Annotated in this window: 21 protein-coding genes, 1 pseudogene and 1 riboswitch; of the genes and pseudogenes, 13 read left to right on the forward strand and 9 right to left on the reverse strand. The window is 69.1% G+C overall.

Annotated features, from left to right (window positions below):
• Position 1 precedes the first annotated feature (1 nt).
• The 8 genes from RSO68_RS07515 to RSO68_RS07550 all read left to right on the forward strand — a co-directional run bounded on the left by RSO68_RS07515 (position 2) and on the right by RSO68_RS07550 (position 9786).
• Positions 2-385, forward strand: coding sequence for a putative zinc-binding protein (locus RSO68_RS07515; RefSeq protein ID WP_089846481.1), 384 nt, complete (start codon positions 2-4; stop codon positions 383-385).
• A 484-nt stretch (positions 386-869) separates the two neighbouring features.
• The gene (gene hglS / locus RSO68_RS07520; RefSeq protein ID WP_315586104.1) at positions 870-2237 is read left to right on the forward strand and encodes a 2-oxoadipate dioxygenase/decarboxylase HglS; all 1368 of its coding nucleotides are present in this window, start codon (positions 870-872) and stop codon (positions 2235-2237) included.
• A gap of 101 nt (positions 2238-2338) precedes the next feature.
• Entirely contained in the window at positions 2339-3109 is a 771-nt protein-coding gene (locus tag RSO68_RS07525; protein ID WP_315586106.1) for a sulfite exporter TauE/SafE family protein, read from the forward strand.
• 128 nt (positions 3110-3237) lie between these two features.
• Positions 3238-6114 (forward strand): HD domain-containing phosphohydrolase, encoded by a 2877-nt coding sequence (locus RSO68_RS07530; protein ID WP_315586108.1) that lies wholly within the window; start codon positions 3238-3240, stop codon positions 6112-6114.
• A 222-nt stretch (positions 6115-6336) separates the two neighbouring features.
• On the forward strand, positions 6337-7743 hold the full coding sequence (locus RSO68_RS07535; RefSeq protein WP_315586110.1) for a serine hydrolase: 1407 nt from the start codon (positions 6337-6339) through the stop codon (positions 7741-7743).
• 109 nt (positions 7744-7852) lie between these two features.
• The gene (locus RSO68_RS07540; protein WP_245781430.1) at positions 7853-8743 is read left to right on the forward strand and encodes a DMT family transporter; all 891 of its coding nucleotides are present in this window, start codon (positions 7853-7855) and stop codon (positions 8741-8743) included.
• A gap of 175 nt (positions 8744-8918) precedes the next feature.
• Entirely contained in the window at positions 8919-9197 is a 279-nt protein-coding gene (locus RSO68_RS07545; RefSeq protein WP_315586112.1) for a PepSY domain-containing protein, read from the forward strand.
• Positions 9198-9210: 13 nt separating this feature from the next.
• Positions 9211-9786: a cytochrome b/b6 domain-containing protein gene (locus RSO68_RS07550; protein WP_315586113.1), complete on the forward strand. Its 576-nt coding sequence runs from the start codon at positions 9211-9213 to the stop codon at positions 9784-9786.
• Positions 9787-9931: 145 nt separating this feature from the next.
• On the opposite strand, the gene RSO68_RS07555 is transcribed toward RSO68_RS07550, so the two are convergent.
• Complete coding sequence (locus tag RSO68_RS07555; protein WP_315586114.1) at positions 9932-10594, reverse strand: DUF1826 domain-containing protein; 663 nt, start codon at positions 10592-10594, stop codon at positions 9932-9934.
• A gap of 101 nt (positions 10595-10695) precedes the next feature.
• Here RSO68_RS07555 and RSO68_RS07560 point away from each other — a divergent pair, with 101 nt between their 5' ends.
• The 3 genes and pseudogenes from RSO68_RS07560 to hisI form a co-directional block, all read left to right on the forward strand.
• Positions 10696-12021 (forward strand): TonB-dependent receptor, encoded by a 1326-nt coding sequence (locus tag RSO68_RS07560; RefSeq protein WP_315586116.1) that lies wholly within the window; start codon positions 10696-10698, stop codon positions 12019-12021.
• 115 nt (positions 12022-12136) lie between these two features.
• Positions 12137-13033, forward strand: coding sequence for a GTP cyclohydrolase FolE2 (gene folE2, locus RSO68_RS07565; RefSeq protein ID WP_315586117.1), 897 nt, complete (start codon positions 12137-12139; stop codon positions 13031-13033).
• Positions 13033-13433, forward strand: a pseudogene (hisI, locus tag RSO68_RS07570) (phosphoribosyl-AMP cyclohydrolase); the annotation flags it as partial. The gene folE2 and the pseudogene hisI, both read left to right, overlap by 1 nt.
• Positions 13434-13499: 66 nt before the next feature.
• Here the strand turns inward: hisI and RSO68_RS07575 are convergent.
• A complete protein-coding gene (locus RSO68_RS07575; RefSeq protein WP_315586119.1) occupies positions 13500-14327 on the reverse strand; it encodes a metal ABC transporter permease in 828 nt (275 codons plus the stop codon).
• Entirely contained in the window at positions 14327-15100 is a 774-nt protein-coding gene (locus RSO68_RS07580) for a metal ABC transporter ATP-binding protein (RefSeq protein ID WP_315586120.1), read from the reverse strand. The genes RSO68_RS07575 and RSO68_RS07580 overlap by 1 nt, the downstream gene beginning before the upstream one ends.
• Before the next feature lie 144 nt (positions 15101-15244).
• Between RSO68_RS07580 and RSO68_RS07585 the strand changes: the two genes are divergently transcribed.
• Positions 15245-16813 carry a metal ABC transporter solute-binding protein, Zn/Mn family gene (locus RSO68_RS07585; protein WP_315586121.1) on the forward strand — a complete coding sequence of 523 codons (1569 nt, stop codon included), beginning with the start codon at positions 15245-15247 and terminating at the stop codon, positions 16811-16813.
• 83 nt (positions 16814-16896) lie between these two features.
• On the opposite strand, the gene thiE is transcribed toward RSO68_RS07585, so the two are convergent.
• The 4 genes from thiE to dauA form a co-directional block, all read right to left on the reverse strand.
• On the reverse strand, positions 16897-17511 hold the full coding sequence (gene thiE / locus RSO68_RS07590; RefSeq protein WP_315586122.1) for a thiamine phosphate synthase: 615 nt from the start codon (positions 17509-17511) through the stop codon (positions 16897-16899).
• The gene (gene thiM, locus RSO68_RS07595; protein WP_315586124.1) at positions 17501-18307 is read right to left on the reverse strand and encodes a hydroxyethylthiazole kinase; all 807 of its coding nucleotides are present in this window, start codon (positions 18305-18307) and stop codon (positions 17501-17503) included. The genes thiE and thiM overlap by 11 nt, the downstream gene beginning before the upstream one ends.
• Before the next feature lie 37 nt (positions 18308-18344).
• Positions 18345-18445: riboswitch (TPP riboswitch) on the reverse strand.
• A gap of 41 nt (positions 18446-18486) precedes the next feature.
• Positions 18487-18753 carry a hypothetical protein gene (locus RSO68_RS07600; RefSeq protein WP_315586126.1) on the reverse strand — a complete coding sequence of 89 codons (267 nt, stop codon included), beginning with the start codon at positions 18751-18753 and terminating at the stop codon, positions 18487-18489.
• Between the two features lie 121 nt (positions 18754-18874).
• Positions 18875-20617: a C4-dicarboxylic acid transporter DauA gene (gene dauA / locus RSO68_RS07605; RefSeq protein WP_315586128.1), complete on the reverse strand. Its 1743-nt coding sequence runs from the start codon at positions 20615-20617 to the stop codon at positions 18875-18877.
• 145 nt (positions 20618-20762) lie between these two features.
• Between dauA and RSO68_RS07610 the strand changes: the two genes are divergently transcribed.
• The gene (locus tag RSO68_RS07610) at positions 20763-20957 is read left to right on the forward strand and encodes a CopG family transcriptional regulator (RefSeq protein WP_315586130.1); all 195 of its coding nucleotides are present in this window, start codon (positions 20763-20765) and stop codon (positions 20955-20957) included.
• A 72-nt stretch (positions 20958-21029) separates the two neighbouring features.
• On the opposite strand, the gene RSO68_RS07615 is transcribed toward RSO68_RS07610, so the two are convergent.
• Both RSO68_RS07615 and RSO68_RS07620 read right to left on the reverse strand, forming a co-directional pair.
• Positions 21030-22418 carry an ATP-binding protein gene (locus RSO68_RS07615; protein ID WP_315586132.1) on the reverse strand — a complete coding sequence of 463 codons (1389 nt, stop codon included), beginning with the start codon at positions 22416-22418 and terminating at the stop codon, positions 21030-21032.
• A complete protein-coding gene (locus RSO68_RS07620) occupies positions 22415-23083 on the reverse strand; it encodes a response regulator transcription factor (RefSeq protein ID WP_315586134.1) in 669 nt (222 codons plus the stop codon). The genes RSO68_RS07615 and RSO68_RS07620 overlap by 4 nt, the downstream gene beginning before the upstream one ends.
• Positions 23084-23085 lie beyond the last annotated feature (2 nt).

The raw sequence follows: 23085 nt of genomic DNA on the forward strand, positions 1-23085 counted from the left end.
CATGTCCCGAACCGCCAACAAGCCCCGCGCCCTGATCTATGCCTGCTCGGGTTGCTCCGACGTGGCCCAGCTCGCCAACGAGGTCGCCCTGCGGCTGGATCATGGGCAAGAGGCGGAGATGTCCTGCATCGCCGGCGTCGGCGGCGGCGTTCCGGGCCTGGTGCGCACCGCCCGCTCGGGCCGACCCATCGTGGCCATCGACGGCTGCCAGATGCACTGTGCCGAGCACTGCCTGGCTAACGCCGACGTGGCACCCACCGAGCACGTGCGGCTCTATGAGCAGGGCCTGAAGAAGCGCAAGGGCAGGCGCTACGACGAGGCGACCATCGCCGCGGTCACCGAGCGGGTGGGCGAGCTTATCGCCCGGCTGCCGGTGAACGCCTAGCCGGCGTGGTCTCGGTGGATGAGTCGTATCACGTGTGCCCGATGCTGGAGCGCCTCGGCGGCATCGATTTCCACGGCGAGGTCATGAAGCCCGGCAAGTCCTTCGTGCTGGGTCGGCTCGGCGTCTTGCTGGAGGCTAGCACCCCGCGTGTCGGCCTGCCCTTCGAAGCAGGGGCGCCAGGGGCACGCCTACGGCGACTGTCCCGGCGCCCAGTTTCGCGACTGACCTGCCGCGGCGGCGCCGGTTCTGCAGGCCGGTGCGCAGGGTGTCGTGGCTCGCCGGGCGCGTGGCCGTAGCGGTGAAGAGATGAAAGAAGGGGTCGCCTTTTCGGTAGGCCGTTCCTGGTGACTCTGCTTAGATGGTCCTGGCCAACGCCCTTCAAAGCCTGTCGGGCCCAACGCTCCTCGGCCGCCTTGATCGTTCGACGCCGACAGTCCCCTCATCAGGGTGCCGCCACCTCAGGCCCCACCGCCAAGGACTTCGCATGAACCCTACTGCAACGGCTCACGTCACCGCGGACGAGATCCGCGACCGCTTCTCCCGCGCCATGTCGGCCATGTACCAGGCTGAGGTGCCTCAGTACGAGACCCTGCTCGAGCTGGTGGCCGACGTGAACCAGGAGGTCCTCGAGCGTGATGCGGCCCTGGCCGAGCGGCTCGCGGCCCACGACGAGCTGAATCGCCTCGGCGTCGAGCGCCACGGCGCCATCCGCGTGGGCACCGCCGACGAGCTCGCTATGCTGCGCCGCCTGTTTGCGGTGATGGGCATGCATCCGGTGGGCTACTACGACCTCTCCGAAGCCGGTGTGCCGGTGCACTCCACGGCCTTCCGCCCCGTCGACGACGCCGCCCTGGCGCGCAACCCCTTCCGCATCTTCACTTCGCTGCTGCGCCTGGAGCTGATCGAGAGCGAGGCGCTGCGCGAACGCGCCGCGGCGATCCTGGCCGAGCGCGATATCTTCACCGCCGACGCCCGCGAGCTGATCGCCCTCCACGAGTCCCAGGGCGGCCTCAGCGATGAACAGGCCGATCGCTTCGTCGCCGAGGCGCTGGAGACCTTCCGCTGGCACCGCGATGCGACCGTGGACCTGGATACCTATGAGGCCCTGCATGCCGAGCACCGCCTGATCGCCGACGTGGTCTGTTTTCGCGGCCCGCATATCAACCACCTGACGCCGCGCACCCTGGACATCGACGAGGTCCAGCGGCGCATGCCGGCGGCCGGTATGAACCCCAAGGACGTGATCGAGGGACCGCCGCGCCGCGACTGCCCGATCCTGCTGCGCCAGACCAGCTTCAAGGCGCTGGAGGAGGTGACCCGGTTCAAGGGCGAGCGCCAGGGTACCCACACTGCCCGTTTCGGCGAGATCGAGCAGCGCGGCGTAGCCCTAACGGCCGAGGGTCGCGCGCTCTATGATCAGTTGCTCAGTGCGTCTCGCCAGCAGACCCAGGGGCTCGATAATGCGGCCCACCAGCGGGTGCTGTCCGAGGTCTTCGCCGACTTCCCCGATGACGAGGCCGAGCTGCGCCGCCAGGGGCTGGCCTTCTTCGAGTACCGGCTCAGTGAGGCCGGGCGCGCCGCTGGCCGGGTCGAGGAGCGCGACCCGGAGGCGCTGATCGAGCAGGGCCTGGCGACGGCACGACCGATCACCTACGAGGACTTCCTTCCGGTCAGCGCGGCGGGCATCTTCCAGTCCAACCTGGGCGGCGGCGAGAACGCGGCCTATGCCGGCAATGCCAACCGCGAGGCCTTCGAGGCGGCACTCGGCGCGGCCGTCACCGATGAGCTGGCGCTCTACGCCGAGCGCGAGCGGGCCTCCCGAGCGGCGGTCCTCGAGGCCCTCGCGGGCTGATCCCCCCCTCGGGCGGACGACGCGACACGGCCGGTCAATCGACCGGCCGTGTCGCATCTCGGGTATCCTTGGGCCCTCGCTATACCGTACAGGGTCGTCCCATGCCGCTGCTCGAGAGCCTCTCGCCGCTCGCCGCCTCCCTCAACCTGCTGCTTATCTTGCTCTCCATGCTGACGTCGGCCTTCACCGCGGCGGTGGGCGCCGGGGGCGGGGTGCTGATGATCATGGCGCTGGCCCAGGTGATGCCCGTGGCGGCGCTGATTCCGGTGCACGGCATGGTGCAGCTGGGCTCCAACGTCGGCCGCACGGTGATGACCTGGCGCCATATTGACCGTGTGACGCTGGCTGCCTTCCTGCCCGGGGTGGCGCTCGGCGCCCTGGCCGCTGCCTGGCTGTTGATCCGCCTGCCGGCGGGGGTGCTGGAGCTGTGCATCGCCGCCTTCGTGCTCTTTACCCTGTGGGGGCCGGGGCTTTCCGGGCGCGCCCTGGGCCGCGTCGGCACCCTGATCGTCGGCGCGGTGACGACCTTGCTCTCCAGCCTGGTCGGCGCCAGCGGCCCGGTGGTGGCGGCCTTCATCAAGCAGCGCCAGACGGGACGGCTGGCCAAGGTGGCGACCTTCTCCGCCTGTATGGTGGCCCAGCATCTGACCAAGGCCTTCGTGTTCGGCATGGCGGGCTTCGTCTTTCACGACTGGCTGGCGCTGATGCTGGCGATGGTGGCGGCGGGCTTCCTCGGCACCTGGCTGGGGCTGCGCCTGCTGCACCGCCTCTCCGAGCGGCGCTTCGACGCGCTGTTCCGGTGGGCGCTGACGCTGCTCGCCCTGCGCCTGGCCTGGCTCGGCGCTCAGAACCTGGGGCTGGGTCTGGACTGAGGACGTGACGGCGGCGTCGTTGAAAGCCGGCGCCGCGCCGAGCGGGTGGTTTCTGCGCGCTTGGCATATGCTGAGTTAGGTGGCCGGTGCTGGCCGGCCGCGCCTCAGGCTGCCACCGGGACCCTGCCATGTCGCGTCGCCCTCTTTCCCTCCAGGCGCTGACGGTCCTGGCGATCGTTGCCCTGATGCTGATGATGGCATCAGTGCTGCTATGGCACGGCGCCCGCGGCGCGGATCGCATCCTGGTCAGCGCCATGCAGGACACCAGCCACCAGCTCGCCGCGACGACCGAAGAGCGCTCACAGCGCCTGATCGGGCCGGCTCGGGTGGTGTTGCTGCCCCTTTCCCACGCCAATCTGGGGATACAACAACGCCTTGCTGATCGCCTGACGGTGCTGCCCATGCTGGCGGCGGCTTTGGAGGCCAGTCGGGTGGCCAGTGCCGTCTACATCGGCTACGACAACGGCGACTTCCTGTCGCTGCGTCCCGTGGCCCGCCTGGCGCCGAACTTGCTGCCTGCCATGAACGGGGTCGAGGACGCACATTACCTGGTTCAGGCGATCTTTCATGATCCCGGAAGCGACGTGCGTGTCGGTGAATGGCGTCTCTATGACGCCGAACTGGCGCTGCTCGACCGGCGCGTCATGCCGGACTACGACTACGATCCCCGTACTCGTCCCTGGTACCGCGAGGCGATGGCGTCGGATGGAGAGCACGTGACCGACCCCTATGTGTTCTTCACCACTCGCGAGGTTGGCGTCACCCTGACGCATCGCAGCCAGAACGAACGGGCGGTGCTGGGCATCGATGCCTCCCTGGCAGACCTTGGCAACGAGATGGCGGGCTTCAAGCTCACCCCGGGGACACGGCTGGCGGTGGTCTCGAATCAGGGGCGCACGCTGGCGCATCCGGATATCGACAGCCTGTTAATCAACACCGCATCGGGACCTCGGCTGGGGACCCTGGAGGAGTTGGGCGACCCGATACTGGCTCGGCTGGAGGCGTTCGAGGGGAGCGACGAATCGACACGTTTCCAAGGACCTCACGAGGCCTGGTTCGGCATGCGCCTGCCGTTTAAGAGCATGGACGATGTGCAGGCCCATCTGCTGATGGCGGTGCCTGAAAACGAACTGCTGGCCGGTACGCGCCGCCTGCTCTGGCAGCGAGCGGTGGTCGCCGTCGGGCTGGTGCTGGCCCTGCTTCCCCTCGGCATCTGGGTGGGTCATCGCCTCGGCCGCCCCCTGCGCTCGCTCGCCGACCAGGTGCGCGCCCTGGCCGAGTTCGATTTCGCCGGCTATCGCGGTGTCGACTCGCCGATTCGCGAGGTCCAGCAGCTGAGCCAGGCGGTCGAGGGCATGGTCGGCAACATCACCGACTTCCAGCGGATGACCCGCACGCTCAGCAGTGACCCGCACCTTGAGACGATGCTCGCCGGCATCCTCGACGACCTGCTGCGTGTCACCACCAGCCAGCATGGCGCCATCTATCTGGTCGATGAGACCGATGCGGACGCCTTCGCCCGCGCGGCCGAGGCCGGCAGCGGCGGGGGCGTGGCCCCGCCGCTGCCCGAACGCCTGAAGCTCGAGGCGCAGGGGCTGGCGGCGCTGCGCGACGAGTTCGAGGATCGCGGGTATCTGGCCCAGCCGCTGTGCAATCGTAGCGGACAGCGCCAGGGTCTGCTGCTGCTGGCTCTGCGCGGGGCCGCCGAAGCGTCAGATGATCAGCCGTGGCGGCGCTTCGTCGAGGAGATCTCCGGGGTGGCCGCCGTGGCCATCGAGATGCGCCGGCTGCTGGAGGGAGAAAAGCGGCTGCTGGATGCCATCGTCGAGCTGATCGCCGGGGCCACCGATGCCAAGTCGCCGCATACCGGCGGCCACTGTTCGCGGGTGCCGCAGCTCGCGGAGATGCTGTTGCAGGGCGTAGAGCGCGATCGCACCGGTCCCTTCGCCGCCGAGGCGGTGGACGAGGATCGGCGCGCGGCCTTCCACCTGGCCGCCTGGCTCCACGACTGCGGCAAGCTGACCACCCCGGACGAGGTCATGGAGAAGGCGACCAAGCTCGAGACGCGTTACAACCGCCTGCATGAGGTCCGCATGCGCTTCGAGGTGCTGTGGCGAGACGCCGACGTCGCCTACTGGCAGGGGTGTGCCGAGGGCGGCGACCCGAATCGTCTCGACGAGGCGCGGGAGCAGCGTCTGGCCGAGCTCCAGGCCGCCTTTCGCCTGGTCGCCAATATCAATCTGGGCGGCGAGCATCTCGATGAGGGTCAGGCACAGCGGCTCGAGGAGATCGCGACGTGGCGCTGGTGGCGCCACTTCGACGACCGTCTAGGCGTCTCGCAGGAAGAGGCCCGTCGCCTGGCGCGGGAGCCCGAGTTAGAGCTGCCAGTGGCGGAGCCGCTGCTGGCGGACCGCCCTCGGCATCTCATCGACTGGGCGGTCAAGACGCCGCCAGTGGCGCCGGAAGATCCCGACAATCGCTGGCGTTTCGATATGCGCCCGCCGGCGGTGGCCGGTCATCAGGGGGAGCTCTATAACCTGCGGGTGGCGCGCGGCACCCTCAACGACGTGGAGCGCTTCCGCATCCAGGAGCACATCGTCCAGACCATCATCATGCTCGAGTCACTGCCCTGGCCCGCTCATCTGCGCCGGGTGCCGGCCATCGCCGGCAACCATCACGAGCGGATGGACGGCCAGGGCTATCCGCGACGCCTGGTGCTGGCAGGGGCGAGCCTCGAGGAGCGCATCATGGCGGTGGCCGACGTCTTCGAGGCGTTGACCGCCGCCGACCGGCCCTACAAGCCGGGCATGTCGCTATCGCAGGCGCTGTCGATTCTGGCGAGCATGGCCCGGGAGGGGCACCTGGACCCCGAGGTCTTCCTGCTGCTGCTCGACAGCGGCGTGTGGCGTGATTACGCCGAGCGCTTCCTGAAACCCGAGCAGATCGTGCCGGTGGATATCGCGGCCCTCAAGGCCGAGGCCGGTCTGGTCGCCCCGGCCACCTGACCGGACCGAGACGACTTCCCTGGTATCGCCTGGATCGTCGCCACGTCGCGCGCGTCGTCGCGATCCGGGAAACCCGCAAAACGCTCGCGAATCCTCGCTGTTCGTCGATCCAGGGGAGTCGGTCGAAAAATCGGAGAAAAGTCTGACCTCCGCCCTGTACAGGGCGCGGCGGCTAGCCATAATGTGGGAACGCTACTGGGAAAACACTCGAGGGAACGCATCATGGTGCCTATCACAACAACTATCCGGCGCCGTAGAGGGGGCGCCTGTTCGCTGCTGGCCTGCCTGCTGCTGGCCTTCCTGTTGCTGAACGCTGGCCTGGCCCAGGCCGGCAACCCCCGCTATGCCGGTATCGTCATCGATGCCGACAGCCAGGAGATCCTCTACGCGGAGAACGCCGACCGGCTCCGCTATCCCGCCTCGCTGACCAAGATGATGACGCTCTACCTGACGTTCGAGGCCCTCGAGGATGGCAGCCTGAGCCTGAGCCAGCCGCTGCCGGTCTCCGCCTATGCGGCCTCCAAGCCGGCCTCCAAGCTCTACGTGAAGGCCGGCTCCACCATCCCGGTGGATACGGCCATCGATGCCCTGGTGATCAAGTCGGCCAACGACGTGGCCGTGGTGGTGGCCGAGGCGCTGGGCGGCAGCGATTCGCGTTTCGCGCAGATGATGACCGATAAGGCCCGCGAACTCGGCATGCAGGACACCGTCTTTCGCAATCCCAACGGCCTGCCCGATGCCGGCCAGGTCACCACCGCCCGCGACATGGCGGTGCTCTCTCGCCACCTGATGCGTGATTTCCCCCAGTATTACCCGCGCTTCTCGCGGACGCGCTTCACCTGGCGGGGCAAGACCATCACCGGCCACAACCGCCTGTTGAAGAGCTACCCCGGCGCCGATGGCCTCAAGACCGGCTTTATCCGTGCCTCCGGCTTCAACGTCGCCACCTCGGCGGTGCGCGGCGACCGCCGCCTGCTGACCGTGGTGATGGGCGGCTTCAGCGCCGCCTCGCGGGATGCGCATACCGCCGACCTGCTCGATCGCGGCTTCATGCGCGCCTCGCTGGCCGATGGCCGCGGCTGGCTGGCCAGCGCGGACATCACCGGCGGTCGCCTCATGCCCGGCGAGCCCCAGGCACCGGGGCAGCCGATCGGCCGCGAGGTGCGTCTGGCGAGCCTCGACTCGGCGCCGCGCACGGCCGCCCCGGCGCGCGGCGAGATCGCCGCCCCCGTCACGGCGTCGGCACCGATCTCCGCCGCGCCGCGAATCACTCGGGTGGAACGCCCCGCCTCGGCCGAGACGGTGGCCCCGGCGCAGGGATCGGCCGAGGATCCCATTCGCGAGCTGATCGTCGATCGCGCTGCTCCGCCGCGTCCCCTCGGGCAGGGTCGCTGGGGCGTGCAGGTCGGCGCCTTCAGCGATGCCGGCCATGCCCGCAGCCTGGCCGCCCGAGCCGCCGATCGCCTGGCCAGTGAGCTCGCCAACGCCCGAGTCGCCGTGGGCAGCGTCGAGTCCGCCGGCGTCTACCGCGCCCGGCTGGTCGACATGAACGAGGGACAGGCGCATACCGCCTGCCGTCGCCTGGTGGCACAGGGCATGGAGTGCATGGTGGTCCAGGCCAGCCTCTGAGGCCTTGCCCCGGCTCGCGCCACCGACTAGCCTGAGCCATCTGACACCCCGCCGGCCTCCCAGGCCGGCGGGGTGATCGTTTTCGTCGCCGCCAGGGAGGGCCGTCGGCATGTCGTCGATCTACACGTCATCGACCTTCAAGGGCATCGGCTGCATGTGCCTGGGCGTGTTCTGCCTGGCACTGGGCGACGCCATCACCAAGTGGCTGGGCGAGGTGCACTCCCCGCTGCAGATCATCTTCTTTCGTACCCTGGTGTCGCTGCCGCTGATCGCCCTGATCGCGCGCTTCAACGGCGGCCTGCACACCCTGTCGACCCGCCGCCCCGGGGTGCATCTGCTGCGCGGCCTGATCTTCAGCGGCACCATGATCTGCTTCATGTGGGGCCTGACCCTGCTGCCCCTGGCCGAGACCACGGCCATCGCCTTCGCCGCGCCGCTGTTCGTGACCGTCCTGTCGGTGCCGCTGCTCGGCGAGCGGGTCGACGGGCCGACGCTCGCCGCTACGCTGCTGGGCTTTCTCGGCGTGCTGGTGGTGATCCGCCCGGGAGGCGAGAGCTTTCAGCCCGGCGCCCTGGTGGTGGTCGGCGCGGCGGTGTTCTATGCCCTGACCATGCTCACCGCGCGGCGCTATGGCGACCGCGAGCACCTCTGGGCGATGGTCTTCTACACCACCCTGGTGCCGCTTCTGGTCTCGGCGACGACGCTGCCCTGGGTGTGGCAGACGCCGGCACCGCTGCACTGGCCGGCCTTCCTGGTGGCGGGCGTGCTCGGGGTGGGCGCCATGACCGGCCTGACCCTGGCCTTTCGCTATGCGCCGGCGGCGCTGGTCGCGCCCTTCGACTACACGGCCCTGCTGTGGGCCGTGGGGCTGGGGTGGTGGTTCTGGGACGAGGTGCCGGACCTGTGGGTCTTCGTCGGCGGCACCCTGATCATCGCCAGCGGCCTGGCGATCGCCCACCACGAGCGGCGCACCACCCTGAAACGCCGGCCCACCGCCTGAGGCCTCGCGGCCTGCGCGCTCCTCTCGACGCCCCCGTGCGTGGTGTTTCTCGCCTCTTAAGTCTCTCGTAAGTTCGATGCTCGATGATGAGCCTGTCCCCTTGCCGGCAGCGGCCGGGGCGGCTATGGCCACCGCCTGGGTGGCCCTTCGACACCGACTCTCTGGAGATTTAGTCATGAAGCGCACCCTGATCACCGGCATTCTCGCCACCGGCCTGATGACCGCAAGCCTTGCGGCGCTGGCCGGGCCGACCTGCACCGATGCCCCGCAGAGCGACTGGATGAGCGAGGAGGCCATGCAGCAGCAGATCGCCGACATGGGCTACGAGGTCAAGGAATTCAAGACCACCGATGGCAGCTGCTACGAGATCTACGGCTGGGACGACCAGCAGCGGCGCGTCGAGATCTACTTCAATCCGGTCGACGGCGAGATCGTCAAGCAGGAGATCGACTGAAGGAGGCCGCGTCATGAGAGGCAAGGTGAGCAGCCGGCGGGTTCGCGTCTGGGATCCGCTGGTGCGCCTCGTGCACTGGTCGCTGGTGGCCGGGTTCCTGGCCAACTACTTCCTCACCGAGGGGGGCGAGCGCTGGCATCAGTGGATCGGCTACGGCGTGGCGGCGCTGATCGGCGTGAGGATCCTGTGGGGCTTCGTCGGCCCCTGGTCGGCACGCTGGACGAGCTTCTGGCCGACCCCCGAGCGCCTTCGCGCATCGCTGCGTCCCGCGGCCGGCGCCGGCACCGGGGCGGCCCGGTCGAACCCCGGCATCACCCATACCCCGCTGGGGGCGGTGATGATGCTGACGCTGCTGGCCCTGCTGCTGGGGCTGGGGGCCACTGGCTATATGATGGAGGAGACCGACCTCTTCTGGGGCGTCGCCTGGGTCGAGGAGGCCCATGAACTGATGAGCGATGCGATCCTCGCGCTGGTGCCCCTGCACGTGCTCGGCGCGCTCTGGGAGAGCCGCAAGCGGCAGGACAACCTGATCGCCGGCATGGTGCACGGCTACCATCGACCCCCGGGGCCTCCGCGCTCGGACGCCTGATCTCGGCCCGTCCCGATCCACGCCATCAGCGCGCCTGCCGCGGTGACGGCGTCCTCGTTGGTCAGCGGCGAGGCGGCCTGGCGATCGCCCATCACGATCGGCGCACCACCCTGAAGCGCTGCCCCATCGCCTGAGTCGCGTGCCGCTAGGCGGGGTCCAGCGTCAGCAACAGGCGCGGTTGGTCTGCCGGTACGTCCGGGCTGCGGTGTACCAGGCCGTGCGCCTCGTTGCCGATCCATCCGCTGCCCTTGAGCAGCGCCAGGTCACCGACCTCGAGCCGTTGCACGGCGCCCGGCTCGGTGACGATCTCCGGTTTCTCGGGCGTCGGCGCCCCCAAACCGTGGCGATTCACCGCCCACTCGGGCAGCCACTCGCTGCCGGGGCCGTGGTAGGTCGTGACCAGGCGCACCGGCAGGTTGTCGCAGTGAAAGCGGGGACACATGGCGCCGTCCATCCGGCGCAGGCGCAGACCCACGGTATCGGTGTCGAAGAGGTAGGCCATGGCGTCGGCCAGGGTCACGATATCCTCGATCAGCTCACCGCAGGCGTCGGGCGCATGGAGGTGTTGCGCCAGTTCCGCACGCAGGGCGTCTCCGGCGGGGCCGAGCCAGGCAAAGGAGAGCGCCCGCTCGGCCTGGAGCTGTGTCTTCACGCCGGCCTGGATATCGTCGGGAAGCCGGCGCCGCATGATGGCGATGTTGATGTCATCCTCGAAAACGCGGGGCAGGGTGCTGATCTCCTTGCCCTCCGCATGGCGGGGGATGGCGCGAGAGTCGGATGAATCCTGGCGGCGTGCGCTCGTCGGCATGGCGTGGCCTCAGCGGGTTCGAGGGTTGCTTTAATGTTATGTTATAACGTATCTTTTCTCGCGCTTGAAGCAAAGCCCACCTCATCCGACCGGGAGATCGCATGTCACGCCGCCCCTTCCACCTTCTCACACCGCTCGCCGCCACCCTGTTGATGGGCACGGCGGCACAGGGCCAAGAACACGGCGCCCACCAGCACGATCACGAGGCTCATGGGCATGCCCATGAGACGCATCGTCACGATCGCGGCCATGACAATGACCGTGCTGACGCGGGGCTTGCCGATCTGCGCCTGTCCGCCGCCTTGACCGTGGAGGGCATCTACCACAACCGCGTCTCGGGAGATGAGGGCTCGCCCGCCGGCTTTGGCCATGGCGAAGGTCATGATGAAGGCCACGAGGATCATGACGCTCACGGTCATGAGCATGGCCTCGATGAAGGCTTCAACCTGGGGCACTCGGAGCTGATGCTGCGCGGGCAGACCTCGCTGTTCGAGGGGCAGGCCGTGGTATCGCTTACCGAGGACGACGTCAGTCTCGAGGAGGCCTTCGTGGCGACGCGGGCGCTGCCTCACGACCTGAGGATCAAGGCCGGCCGGTTCCTGTCGGAGATCGGTCACGTCAACAGTCGCCATCCCCATGCCTGGGACTTCATCGAACGCCCGCTGGTCAACGAGTACCTGTTCGGCGATCACGGCCTGCGTGAGGATGGCGTGCAGCTCACCTGGTCACCCTCGCCGCACGCCACCCTGGGCACCGAGTGGCTGCAAGGGGACGGCGAGCCTCTCAGCCGCTTCGACGAGGGGGGCAGCGAGGCGCGCGATAGTGGCCCGCGGCTGGTGACGATCTTCGCCAAGCAGCGCGCCGCCCTGGGCGACGGCCAGACCCTCGACTACGGCGCATCCGCCGGCGTCAATCGCCAGTACGTCCGTCTCGATGACCATGGCGAGCATGCCCATAGCCTGGAGGGTGACGGCTGGTTCGCCGGCCTGGATGCCCGCTATCACTACCGCAGCGGCCGGCACGGGGGCCGGGGCGACTGGACCCTGGGCGCCGAATACTTCTACACCGAGCGCGATCTGACCGAGCGGGTCGAGCACCATCATGCCTGGGAGACGCGGGACGACTTCACCGAGCAGCAGGACGGCGCCTATGTCGAGGCCATCTACGGTGTTGCGCCGCACTGGGAGCTCGGGGTGCGCAGTGAGGCCCTGGGCCTGACCAACGAGACCGTCCACGTCCACCCCAGCGAACTGGAATCCGTCGACGCCTCCTACCGCCACAGCGGACAGGCGACCTGGCGCTTTCGAGACCATGCCTTCCTGCGCGCCCAGCTGAGTCACGAGGACTTCGCCGGCCAGGACGAGAGCTGGGTGGCCATGCTGCAGTTCAATGCCACCTTTGGTCACCAGGCCGGCCATGCCCATTGAAGGTGGCACAGCCCCTCGCGGTCGGCGTAGCGACCACCTGACCGAGATCGACTCGTCCGCCAGGGGCGTTGCCAAGCCGGACTCTCCCTTCCCCTTGCTAGAGGAGTCTCGACCCATGCCCCCACACCACCTGCCCGATGTGGCCGATGACAGAACCGTTCGCGACAGTCCCCTCTCCTGGGTCGGCATGGAGCAGGTCGCTCTGCCGCTCCAGCTGGCAGGACGGCCCGTCAACGGCCGGGTCTCGGCGGGGGTCAGTCTGGACGACCCCGCCGCGCGAGGCATTCATATGTCCCGGCTCTATCTGGCACTGGCCGAGCTGCAGGGCCATGAGCTGACGGTCTCGCGGATGGCGGCGGTGCTGGCGTCGTTCCTGGACACCCATCAGGGGCTCTCGGATGTCGCCTTTCTCGACCTGAGTGGCGAGGCGCTGCTGGAGCGGCCCGCGCTGATCAGTTCCCTCTCCGGGTGGCAGGCCTATCCCTTCGCGCTGCGTTGCCGGCGCGATGCCGAAGGCCTGGCGATCACCCTGGACCTGACGGTGGGCTACTCCTCGACCTGCCCCTGTTCCGCGGCCCTGGCCCGTCAGCTGATCCAGCAGGCCTTCGACGAGGACTTCGTCGACATCCCGATCACCCGTGGGGCGGTGCATGCCTGGCTGGGCAGCGAGCAGGGCGTGCTGGCCACGCCCCACAGCCAGCGCAGCCAAGCTCACTTGTCGCTGCGCCTGGGAGAAGACGTCGATGAACTGCCGCTGGCGGCTCTGGTAGAGCGTGTCGAACAGGCGCTCGGTACGCCCCTGCAGACGGCGGTCAAGCGTATCGATGAGCAGGCCTTCGCCCTGGCCAACGGTCAGAATCTGATGTTCTGCGAGGATGCCGCCCGGCGCCTGCATCACGCGCTTTGCGAACAGCCCGGTATCGACGGCTTCTCCCTGCGCGTCGTACATGCCGAAAGCCTGCACGCCCACGACGCCGTGGCACGTAGCCAGTGGAACTGGCAGGAGGCCTGATGGACGTCTGGAGGCAACTGGAACAGGCCGAGCGCGGTGAGCGCCGCCCGCTCGAAGCCGTCATCGCCGCCATGCCGTGGAACACGATGGCATGGTGACCGCCGTCGCCCAGCAGCATGACAGTGGCGAGGTGCTGATGCTCGCCTGGATGAACCGCGAGGCGCTGCGCGAGACCCTGGACACCGGGCGAGTCTGCTACTGGTCGCGCTCCCGGCAGGCCCTGTGGCGCAAGGGCGAGAGCTCGGGCCACCGGCAGCGGCTCATCGAGGCGCGACTGGACTGCGACGGCGACGCCGTGCTGCTGCTCGTCGACCAGCAGGGGCCGGCCTGCCATATGGGGCGGCCCAGCTGCTTTTATAATGCCGTGCGTGGCGAGGTGGTGGAGGTCATTACTGCGCCTCGGCCAGGAGGGCGGCCTTCACCCATGGGTGAAGACAGGCGCCCCATGCAGCGCCGGACGTCCTGCTCAAGGCGCCGCGTCGGGAGGCGACAAGCTGCGCGCCACTCGGCGCTTGAGCTGTCCAGTCAGGCTCGATAGGGCAAACAGGATCGCGGCCAGGCAGACGATGGTGGGGCCGGTGGGGGTGTCGAGCCAGAAGGCAGCCTGCAGGCCGCCGCTAGTCGAGGCGGCCCCGAACCCGGCTGCCAGCCATGCCATGGCTTCCGGGGTGCGACAGAAAGGCCTAGCGGCGGCAGCAGGAATGATCAGCAGCGCGGCGATCAGCAGCGCGCCCACCACCTTCAGCGCTACGGCCACGACCACGGCAAGCGACAGTGTCAGCACCAGCTGCTCGCGCTTGGGGTCGATGCCGCTGGCCCGGGCGAGATCACCATCCAGGGTGGCGGTGAGCAGCGCCGACCAGCGCCACCCGACCAGGCATATCACCAGCAGCGCCCCGCCGCCGATGATGGCCAGGTCGTCCTTGCCGACCGCCAGGATGTCGCCGAACAGGTAAGCCATCAGGTCGATGCGTACCCCGGAGAGGAACGAGACCGCCACCAGCCCGAAGGCGAGCGCCGAGTGCGCCATGACGCCGAGCAGGGTATCCATGGCGTAGCCCCGCCCGCTGAGTAGCGAGACCAGGGTGGCCATCAGCAGCGAGACCACCAGCACGCCGGCGAAGATGGAGGTGGAGAGTAGTAGCGATAGCGCCACGCCAAGGATGGCGGCGTGGGCGGTGGCATCGCCGAAGTAGGCCATGCGCCGCCATACCACGAAGCAGCCCAGCGGTGCGGCGGCGAGCGCCACGCCGAGGCCGGCCAGGGTGGCGCGAACCATGAAGTCGTCGAGCATCAGGGGGTGGCCTCCAGATGACTGGCGCCGGCTGCCGACGGTGCGGGCGGGTTGGCAGGGGCATCGTGATGTGAGTGGTCGTGATGATGGCGATAGAACGCCAAGGTGTCGGCGGTGTCGGCGCCAAACAGCTCCCGGTAGGCCGGTGAGGAGATCACCCGCTCGGGGGTACCCTGGCAGCAAACGTGGCGGTTCAGGCACACCACGCGATCCGAGGCGCGCATCACCACGTGCAGCTCGTGGCTGACCATCAGCACCGCGCAGCCCAGTTCGCGACGCACGCTCTCGATCTGGCGATAGAAGTCGGCCGTGCCGCGGTGATCGAGGCCCTGGGTGGCCTCGTCGAGCAGCAGCAGGTCGGGCTGCTCCAGCAGCGCCCGGGCGAGCAGGATGCGCTGGAACTGCCCGCCCGAGAGGTCCGTCACCTGCTGTCGGCTCAGCCCGGGAACACCGGCCTGTTCCAGAGCCTGGCGTACCGCCTGCTTGGGGTGGCGACGCGGCAGGTTCAGGAAGCGGGTGACCGTCATCGGCAGGGTGGCATCGATAGCCAGCCGCTGGGGCACGTAGCCGATGGTGAGGCCCGGCTGGCGCACGAGCTGGCCGCGAGTGGGTTGCACGGCGCCGATGATGGCCCGCAGCAGGGTCGACTTGCCGGAGCCGTTGGGACCGACCAGGGTGACGATCTCACCGCGGTCGAGGCGTAGATCGATGCCCTCGAGCACGGTTCGCCCGCCGAGGGCGACGTGCAGATCGTTGAGCGAGAGCAGCGGCATGGTGACCCTCCGGTGTAGTCGTCCTGGTGTTCGAAGCCATTGAAGTCGGATGGAGTTGACACGACCGTTAATGTTATAACATAACACTTTGTGCCACAATCGCTCGTTCACTGCCTGCACGTGTCCTGGATACGGAGAGGAATGATGAGGAACAAGCTACTACGTCCGCTTTGCCTGCCCTGGCTGCTAGCACCCGCCGTCGCGGTTGCCGAAGTGCCCGCTGTGGCCGTGGACATCCCGCCGGTCCACTCGCTGGTCGACCGGGTGATGGGAAAGTTGGGCTCGCCCGACCTGGTGATCCAGCCGGGCGCCTCCCCGCACGGCTACTCCATGCGGCCCTCGGAAGCCGAGGCGTTGGCCAATGCAGACATCGTCTTCTGGGTCAGCGACGACCTGACGCCGTGGCTGGCTCGGGCGCAAGATTCGTTGGCCGACGAGGCGCTGAAGGTGGAGCTGATGCAGACGCCGGGCACTCGCCGCCTTGCGTACCGTCAAGGCGCCACGTTCGAGGCGCACGACCATGGCCACGACGACCACGGGCACGACGATCAGGCGCATGACGATCAGGCTCACGACCAGGGTCACGGTCATGCCCACGACGGCGTGGACCCCCATGGCTGGCTCGATCCGGTGAATGCCCAGGCCTGGCTCGAGGCCATCGCCGGGTCGCTGGCCGATCTCGACCCCGGCAACGCCGACACCTATCGTCGGAATGCGGCCGAGGGGCAGGCCGAGCTGGAGGCCCTGATCGACGAACTGGACGACCACCTCGCGGATGACCGTGGAACGCGTTTCATCGTCTTCCACGATGCCTATCAGTACTTCGAGAACCGCTTCGACGTGCCGGCGGCCGGGGCAATCTCCCTGGGCGATGCCTCCGACCCGAGCCCGGCACGCGTCCGCGAGATCCAGGAACGCGTCGCCGAGCTCGGTGTGCAATGCGTGTTCCGCGAGCCGCAATACAACCCGGCGCTGGTCGAGAGCGTGTTCGAGGGCACCGAGGTCGAGACCTCGATCGTCATCGATCCCCTGGGCGTCGATCTGCCGCTCGGGGCCGGCCTCTATTCACAGCTGCTGCGTGGGCTGGCCGAGGGCGTGACGCGCTGCGCCGCCAACGAGGTATCGCCCAGCGACCACAGTCATGATCACGACCACGACCATGCGCACGACCATGATGAGGACGTCTACGCCGGGTATTTCGAGGACAGCCAGATCGAGGACCGGTCACTGTCAGACTGGGCAGGCGACTGGCAGTCGCTCTACCCCTACCTGCAGGATGGCACCCTCGATGAGGTGCAGGCCCACAAGGCAGAGCGGAGCGCCGAGAAAACGGCCGAAGAGATCAAGCAGTACTACGACAGGGGCTATCGGACTGACGTCGATCGCCTCGTGATCGACGGGAATTCCGTCACCTTCCACGAGAATGGCCAGGCGAGGTCCGGCGACTACGCGTACGACGGCTACGAGGTTCTGACCTACGCAGCCGGCAATCGAGGCGTGAGATACGTCTTCGAGCTCGAAGCCGGCGGCGATGCGCTACCGCGCTATATCCAGTTCAGCGACCATGCTATCACCCCGACCGACGCGGACCACTTCCACCTCTACTGTGGTGACGATCGTGAGGCACTGCTGGAGGAGGTCGTGCACTGGCCGACCTACTATCCCTCGCACCTGGACGGTGACGGCATCGTGCGGGACATGCTGGCGCACTGATTTGCCTGCCCCTCGTCACGACGACGCCCCTCCCCGAGAGGGGCGTCATGCTGAAGGGGCACATCATCATATGGGGTGCGTCGTCAGCGGCGCGGGAAGGCGCGGGCGGCGGCCTCGGGGTCCGGGGTGCCGCAGATGGCGGAGATCACCGCCAGGCCACCGGCGCCCGCCTGGCGCACCGCCTCGGCATGCTCGACCTTGAGCCCGCCGATGGCCACGCTCGGCAGCGGGCTCGCCGCCACCAGGGCGGCCAGGCCGTCGAAGCCCAGCGGCTCGGCGTGGTCGTGCTTGCTGGGGGTGGCGAACACCGGACCCAGGCCGAGGTAGTCCAGGGCGCTCGTGTCGAGGCGGGCGAGCTGCTCGTGGGTCTGCACCGAGAGCCCTAGGATCGCCTGGGGGCCGAGTGCGGCCCGGGCCCGGGCCACGTCGCCGTCGTCCTGGCCGATGTGCAGCCCGTCGGCACCCGAGGCGAGCGCCACCTCCAGCCGGTCGTTGATGATCAGCGCCACGCCGGTGCCCTCGAGCGCCGCCTTGAGGCGGCGGGCCTGGTCGATCATCTCGGCATCAGTGGCGTGCTTGTCCCGCAGCTGCACCAGGGTCACGCCGCCCCGGACCGCGGCGACCACGGTCTCCTCCAGGCCATGATCGGCGCAGAGTCCGCCGTCGGTGACGAGATAGAGCGAGAGATCAGGGTGCATCGGCAACCTCCAGTTGGGCCCGCTCGGTGAGGGCCTCGGTATCCAGGTGATAGAGGGCATCGAGGAAGGCGACCGCGAAGCTGCCGGGGCCGCGTGCCACCTCGCCGGCGAGCTCGCCGGCCACGGCGTAGCCGGCCAGCGCCGCCGTCGTCGCCTCGAAGGAGTCGTCGGCGCCGGCCAGGAAGGCCGCCACCACGCCGGTCAGCGCGCAGCCCAGGGTGGTGACTCGGGGCATCAGCGGGTGGCCGCCGTGCACCCGGGCGAGTCGCCGGCCGTCGGTGACCAGGTCCACCTCGCCGGTGACGGCCACCACGCCGCCGGTGCGCTCGGCCAGGCGACGGGCGGCCGCGAGGGCCGCCTCGGCGGGGTCGGTGCTGTCCACGCCGCGTCCGCCGCCGGCGCCGCCCGCCAGGGCGATGATCTCCGAGGCGTTGCCGCGGATCACGGTCGGCGAGAGCGCCAGCAGTCGCGCGCCGGTCTCGCGGCGATAGCGCGTGGCGCCCACCGCCACCGGATCCAGCACCCAGGGGCGCCCCGTCTCTCCGGCCGCCAGCGCGGCGGCCTCCATGGCCTCGACCCAGTGGGGCGAGAGGGTGCCGATGTTGATCGTCAGGGCGCCGGCCAGAGCGGTGAACTCGGCGGCCTCCTCGCGGGCGTGGACCATGGCCGGCGAGGCGCCGATCGCCAGCAGCACGTTGGCCATGCTGTTCATGGCGACATGGTTGGTGATGTTGTGGACCAGCGGGCGGATCTCGCGCACCCGGGCCAGGTGCGCGGCGGGATCGATGTGGTGCATGGGGCCTCCCCGGCGGGGGAGGTGCAGGTCGACGGGAGGCCGGCGCTGCACGACTCCCTACGCCGGCATTGTCCGGGTCAGGTTCCAAGGGTGCATCTCAGCTGCGGCCTGCTCGCCGCGGCGCCCCCGTCGTCAGGCCCCACTATCCTTGTCGTCCGCGCGACTGTAAAGGCCGCGCATCAGGCCAGCAGCTGAATGCCGGCCAGGGTGATCAGGCTGGCCAGGGTCAGGCTGTAGAGGGCCTCCATGACCTCATGCTGCCGGCTCATGCCCGGCGTCATCAGCACCAGGCCCGACGCCCCCAGGGCGACCACTTCGAGGGGCACGGCTACCGGCTGCCAGCCGATCAGCAGCGCGCCGAGGATCAGCAGCAGCAGGCCCGCGACGATCAGTTGGCCGGCCTGTCGCGGGCTCACCGGGATGGCATTCTGGGTGATCGTTTGCATGGTCGTGTCTCCTGGGGGTGGCCGGGCCGAACATCGGCCCCAGCCCCCCTGACGCTACGGGGGGCGTCTTAACGACCGCTTAAGAAGAGATGACCAGTGCGTGTCAGGGGGCGTTCGCGCGTCAGGCGGCTCGGTCGAGCCAGCGCTGGGCCGACCTTCGGGCGTGCTGCAGCTCCCTGCACCAGCTCAGCCGCCCGGCCGCCCGGCGAATGCCCGCACGGCGCAGCTTGACGAGGATCCGTGTCGGCAGGCCGACCAGCACCAGGGCGACCCCCTCACGGTGCATCGTGTCGATCAGCGCCTTTAGAGCGACGATGGCGGTGCCATCCATGCTCGGCACGTCGTGCATGTCGAGAATGACCACCCGCACCTTCGGGTCCACCCGGTGCAGCGAGGTGAGCGCCTTCTCGGCGGCGCCGAAGAACAGCGGACCATTGATGTCGTAGAGGGCGATCTCGTCGGGTAGTACGCCGATGCTGGCATGGGGCTCGCCGTCGACGCGCTGGGTCTCGGTCAGCAGCGCCATGCGCCGGATGAACAGCGCGGCGGCGAGCCCCATGCCCATGGCCACCGCCAGCACCATGTCGAAGAGCACGGTCAGGGTGAAGCAGGTCACGAGAATGGCCACGTCCCCCGGCGGGGCCGAGCGCAGGGTGTGCAGAACGTGTCGGGCCTCGCTCATGTTCCAGGCGACGATGAACAGCAGCGCCGCCAGGGCGGCCATCGGCACCCGTCCCAGCAGGTCCGCCAGGGCCACTACCGCCAGCAGCACCGCCAGGGCGTGGACCACCGCCGCGATCGGCGAGCGGGCGCCGCTTCTGATGCTGGTGGCGGTGCGGGCGATGGCCGCCGTGGCGGTGATGCCGCCGAACAGTGGCGCTACGAGGTTGCCGAGCCCCTGGCCGATCAGCTCGGCGTTGGGGTCGTGCCGGGTCCGGGTCAGACCATCCGAGACCACCGCGCACAGCAGCGACTCGATCGCCCCCAGCAGGGCGATGGCGAAGGCAGGGCCCAGCAGGGCGCGAATCAGCGCGAAATCCACCGCCAGCGGCTCGCCATCCGCACCGGGCAGCCGCCAGGGCGCGATGAAGCTCGGTGCGATGGGAGGAATGCCGCTGCCCGTCTCGCCCTGGGCCTCCCAGGTGAAGCGTGAGGCGATGGTCTCCACCTCCGCGCCCGACCCGGCCAGCCAGTGGTTGATGGCGAAGGCGGCCAGGGCACCGGCGACCAGGCCCACCAGCGGCGCGGGCAGCGGCAGCCCCAGGCGCGGCCAGAGCAGCATGACCCCCAGGGCGAAGAGGCCGACCCCCAGCTCGATAGGCTCCACGGTCGGCAACGAGATCGCGATCTGCCCGAGGTTGTCGATGAAATGCTCGCCCAGCTGGCCGACCTCGAGGCCCAGGAAATCGGGCAGCTGAAGCACCGCGATCACCACCGCGATCCCCGCCGTGAAGCCGAGTACCACCGGGTAGGGCACGTACTGGATCAGGCGACCCATGCCGGTGATGCCGAGGACGACCAGGATCATGCCGGCCATCATCGAGGCGATCAGCAGGCCGCCCAGTCCGTACTGCTGGACGATGGGGAAGAGGATGACCACGAAGGCCGCCGTCGGGCCCGAGACATTGAAGCGTGAGCCGCCGGTCAGCGCGATGAGCACGCCGGCGACGATCGCGGTGTAGAGCCCGTGCTGGGGAGGAACGCCGGTCGCGATCGCCAGCGCCATGGAGAGAGGCACGGCCACGGTGCCGACGGTCAGTCCGGCCAGGATGTCGCGGCGCAGGTCGTCCAGGCCGTAGCCGTCTCGCCAGGCCGCGCGCAGGCCGGTAGCGATGCCGGGAAGGGACGGTCGGTGGCGTGCCATGCTGAGGATCCTCCTTGAAGGTCGAGCCGATCAGGCATGTTAACGACATTAACATGTCATTAGCATTGTCGACAAAGGCGTCAGCGCCGTTGCCCCGCAAGGCGGCGAGCATTAACATTTGATGGTAATGCTCTGGAGAATTGTCATGGAAAAGAAGACGGCACGCCTGACCCTGCTGATCGACCCGCACAAGAAGCGCGCCTTCGAGCAGCTGTGTGCGGCCCAGGACCTGACGCCTTCCCAGGTGGTGAGGCAGTTGATCCGCGACTATCTGAGCGATCATGACGTGGCCTACGAGACGCGTCCTGACCTGGCCGGGCGCGCGTCCGAGAAGACCTGAGGCCCCGACCAGCGGCACCTCGATCGACCGTCGTCGTGGGCTCGGCGCCGCCAGCGACCCAGGGCGGCGGCGTTACGTCCCGCCTTGCGTTCTCGGCAGCGTAACCGTGACGCTCAGGCCGCCGCCCGGGGCGTCGCCGAGCCGCAGCCGGCCGTGGTGGCGCTGCAGCAGGCGGTCGACGATGGAGAGCCCCAGGCCGGCCCCGGCGCCCGGGCCGCCACGGTGGAAGCGTTCCAGCACCTGATGGCGTTCGTTTGCCGGGATGCCGGGTCCCTGATCCTCCACGTCGATCGTCACGGCGTCATGCTCGGCGGTGAGCACGATGCGGATCAGGGCCCCTGTCGGCGAGTGCTGCAGGGCGTTGCCGACCAGGTTCTGCAGCAGTGTATCGATGGCGCCGGGCTCCACCTCCAGCCGCCAGTCCGACGCCTCGTTGGCCTCCAGCTGCAGCTCCTGGCGACCCTCCACGGCCAGCGGCATCAGCTTGGCCAGCGCCTCGCGCACCTCGGGCAGCAGCGCGATCTCGCGCCCCTGGCCATTGCCCTCCTGCTCGGGCTCGAGGCGGGCCAGGGTGAGCAGCTGCGAGACCATCCGCGTGGCGCGGGCCACGCCGCCGCGCAGCTTGTCCAGCGCCTCGCGACGATCCTCGGGATCGTCGGCGGCCAGGGCGTTCTGGGCGTGCAGGTCGAGCACGGCCAGCGGCGTGCGCAGTTCATGGGCGGCGTCGGCGATGAAGCGCTGCTCCCGGGCGCGCAGGGTGCGGATCCGCTCGAGCAGCCGGTTGAGGGCGCCGGCGATGGTCTCCAGTTCACGGGGCAGCCGGTGCATGATCAACGGCTGCAGGTTCTGGGGGTTGCGGCTGCGGATCTGCTCGGCCAGCTGCGACAGCGGCCGCAGGCCCCAGCCGATGGCCCACCACAGCAGCAGGCCCAGTACCGGCAGCCCCAGCAGGTCCGGCATCAGGGTGCGCAGGGCGATGGCGGTGACCAGCTCGCCGCGCACGTCCTCGCGCTCCGCCACCAGCACCCGCCGCGGGCTGCCCGGGGCGTCCAGGGCGAAGACCCGCCACTCGTAGTCATCGAGGCGCGCGCTGCCGAAGCCGTTGCGCAGCGTCGTGAGCGGGGCCTCGGGGGCCTCGGCAGAGCGCAGCAGCAGGGTCTCGCCACCCCAGGCCTGGAAGATCAGCTTGCTCTCGTAGGGGTGGCGCACCACTGGGCCCAGTGTATCGTCACCGCGCTGCAGCGCGGTGCCGATGCTGGCCAGCAGTTCACGGCGCTGATCCTCGGGGAGCGGAGCGCCCACCAGCCCCTCCAGCAGCCGCGCGTTCTGGGCGAGCCTGGCATCGAAGAGCTCCTCCACCTCGTGGGCGGCGTCGCGATAGCTGGTCAGCCCGATCACCAGCATGCTCAGGCCGAATACCAGCAGCACCACGCCCAGGGTGCGGCGGCGAATCGAGGTCATGAGGAGGGCTTGTCCATCACGTAGCCGATGCCGCGCACGGTGCGGATCAGCTCGGGGAAGAGCTTGCGGCGCAGGTGGTGCACGTGGACCTCGATGGCGTTGCTCTCCACCTCCTCGTCCCAGCCATAGACCAGGCGGGTCAGGGTGTCGCGGGTGAAGACCCGCCCCGGATGGCTGAGGAACTCCTGCAGCAGGGCGAATTCGCGCCGCGACAGCGGCACGGGCGTTTCCCGGCAGCTGACGCTGTGGGTGGCGGGGTCGAGGCGGATGCCGCGCGCCTCGAGCACGCTGCTGGCCTGTCCCTGGCTGCGGCGCAGCAGGGCCCTCAGGCGCGCCTTGAGCTCGTCGACCTGGAAGGGCTTGATCAGGTAGTCGTCGGCGCCGGCGTCCAGGCCGGCGATGCGATCATCGATGCCGTCCCGGGCGGTCAGCACCAGCACCGGCACGCGGTTCCCCCGCCGGCGCACCGCCTCGAGCACCTGCATGCCGTCGAGCCCGGGCAGGCCCAGGTCGAGGATCACCGCATCGAAGGGTTCGTCGCCCTTCAGCGCCGCCAGGGCCTGCCGGCCATCGGCCAGCAGGTCCACGGCGTAGTGTTCGGGCTTGAGCGCCAGGCGAATGCCCGCGGCCAGGCTGGGGTCGTCCTCGACCAGCAGTATGCGCATGT

The organism is Halomonas saccharevitans, assembly GCF_032333995.1.
GTDB lineage: Bacteria > Pseudomonadota > Gammaproteobacteria > Pseudomonadales > Halomonadaceae > Halomonas > Halomonas saccharevitans.

What these genes read in the sequence shown, in the direction of transcription:
- RSO68_RS07580 (WP_315586120.1), bottom strand. Translation starts at nt 15,100, where the DNA reads ATGCCGCTGCTCTCGCTCAACGATCTGCACGTCGCCCTCGGCGGGCGA.
- RSO68_RS07530 (WP_315586108.1), top strand. Translation starts at nt 3,238, where the DNA reads ATGTCGCGTCGCCCTCTTTCCCTCCAGGCGCTGACGGTCCTGGCGATC.
- RSO68_RS07585 (WP_315586121.1), top strand. Translation starts at nt 15,245, where the DNA reads ATGAGGAACAAGCTACTACGTCCGCTTTGCCTGCCCTGGCTGCTAGCA.
- RSO68_RS07615 (WP_315586132.1), bottom strand. Translation starts at nt 22,418, where the DNA reads ATGACCTCGATTCGCCGCCGCACCCTGGGCGTGGTGCTGCTGGTATTC.
- RSO68_RS07545 (WP_315586112.1), top strand. Translation starts at nt 8,919, where the DNA reads ATGAAGCGCACCCTGATCACCGGCATTCTCGCCACCGGCCTGATGACC.
- RSO68_RS07620 (WP_315586134.1), bottom strand. Translation starts at nt 23,083, where the DNA reads ATGCGCATACTGCTGGTCGAGGACGACCCCAGCCTGGCCGCGGGCATT.
- thiM (WP_315586124.1), bottom strand. Translation starts at nt 18,307, where the DNA reads ATGCACCACATCGATCCCGCCGCGCACCTGGCCCGGGTGCGCGAGATC.
- RSO68_RS07610 (WP_315586130.1), top strand. Translation starts at nt 20,763, where the DNA reads ATGGAAAAGAAGACGGCACGCCTGACCCTGCTGATCGACCCGCACAAG.
- thiE (WP_315586122.1), bottom strand. Translation starts at nt 17,511, where the DNA reads ATGCACCCTGATCTCTCGCTCTATCTCGTCACCGACGGCGGACTCTGC.
- RSO68_RS07515 (WP_089846481.1), top strand. Translation starts at nt 2, where the DNA reads ATGTCCCGAACCGCCAACAAGCCCCGCGCCCTGATCTATGCCTGCTCG.
- RSO68_RS07540 (WP_245781430.1), top strand. Translation starts at nt 7,853, where the DNA reads ATGTCGTCGATCTACACGTCATCGACCTTCAAGGGCATCGGCTGCATG.
- RSO68_RS07600 (WP_315586126.1), bottom strand. Translation starts at nt 18,753, where the DNA reads ATGCAAACGATCACCCAGAATGCCATCCCGGTGAGCCCGCGACAGGCC.
- RSO68_RS07525 (WP_315586106.1), top strand. Translation starts at nt 2,339, where the DNA reads ATGCCGCTGCTCGAGAGCCTCTCGCCGCTCGCCGCCTCCCTCAACCTG.
- hglS (WP_315586104.1), top strand. Translation starts at nt 870, where the DNA reads ATGAACCCTACTGCAACGGCTCACGTCACCGCGGACGAGATCCGCGAC.
- folE2 (WP_315586117.1), top strand. Translation starts at nt 12,137, where the DNA reads ATGCCCCCACACCACCTGCCCGATGTGGCCGATGACAGAACCGTTCGC.
- RSO68_RS07550 (WP_315586113.1), top strand. Translation starts at nt 9,211, where the DNA reads ATGAGAGGCAAGGTGAGCAGCCGGCGGGTTCGCGTCTGGGATCCGCTG.
- RSO68_RS07575 (WP_315586119.1), bottom strand. Translation starts at nt 14,327, where the DNA reads ATGCTCGACGACTTCATGGTTCGCGCCACCCTGGCCGGCCTCGGCGTG.
- RSO68_RS07555 (WP_315586114.1), bottom strand. Translation starts at nt 10,594, where the DNA reads ATGCCGACGAGCGCACGCCGCCAGGATTCATCCGACTCTCGCGCCATC.
- RSO68_RS07560 (WP_315586116.1), top strand. Translation starts at nt 10,696, where the DNA reads ATGTCACGCCGCCCCTTCCACCTTCTCACACCGCTCGCCGCCACCCTG.
- RSO68_RS07535 (WP_315586110.1), top strand. Translation starts at nt 6,337, where the DNA reads ATGGTGCCTATCACAACAACTATCCGGCGCCGTAGAGGGGGCGCCTGT.
- dauA (WP_315586128.1), bottom strand. Translation starts at nt 20,617, where the DNA reads ATGGCACGCCACCGACCGTCCCTTCCCGGCATCGCTACCGGCCTGCGC.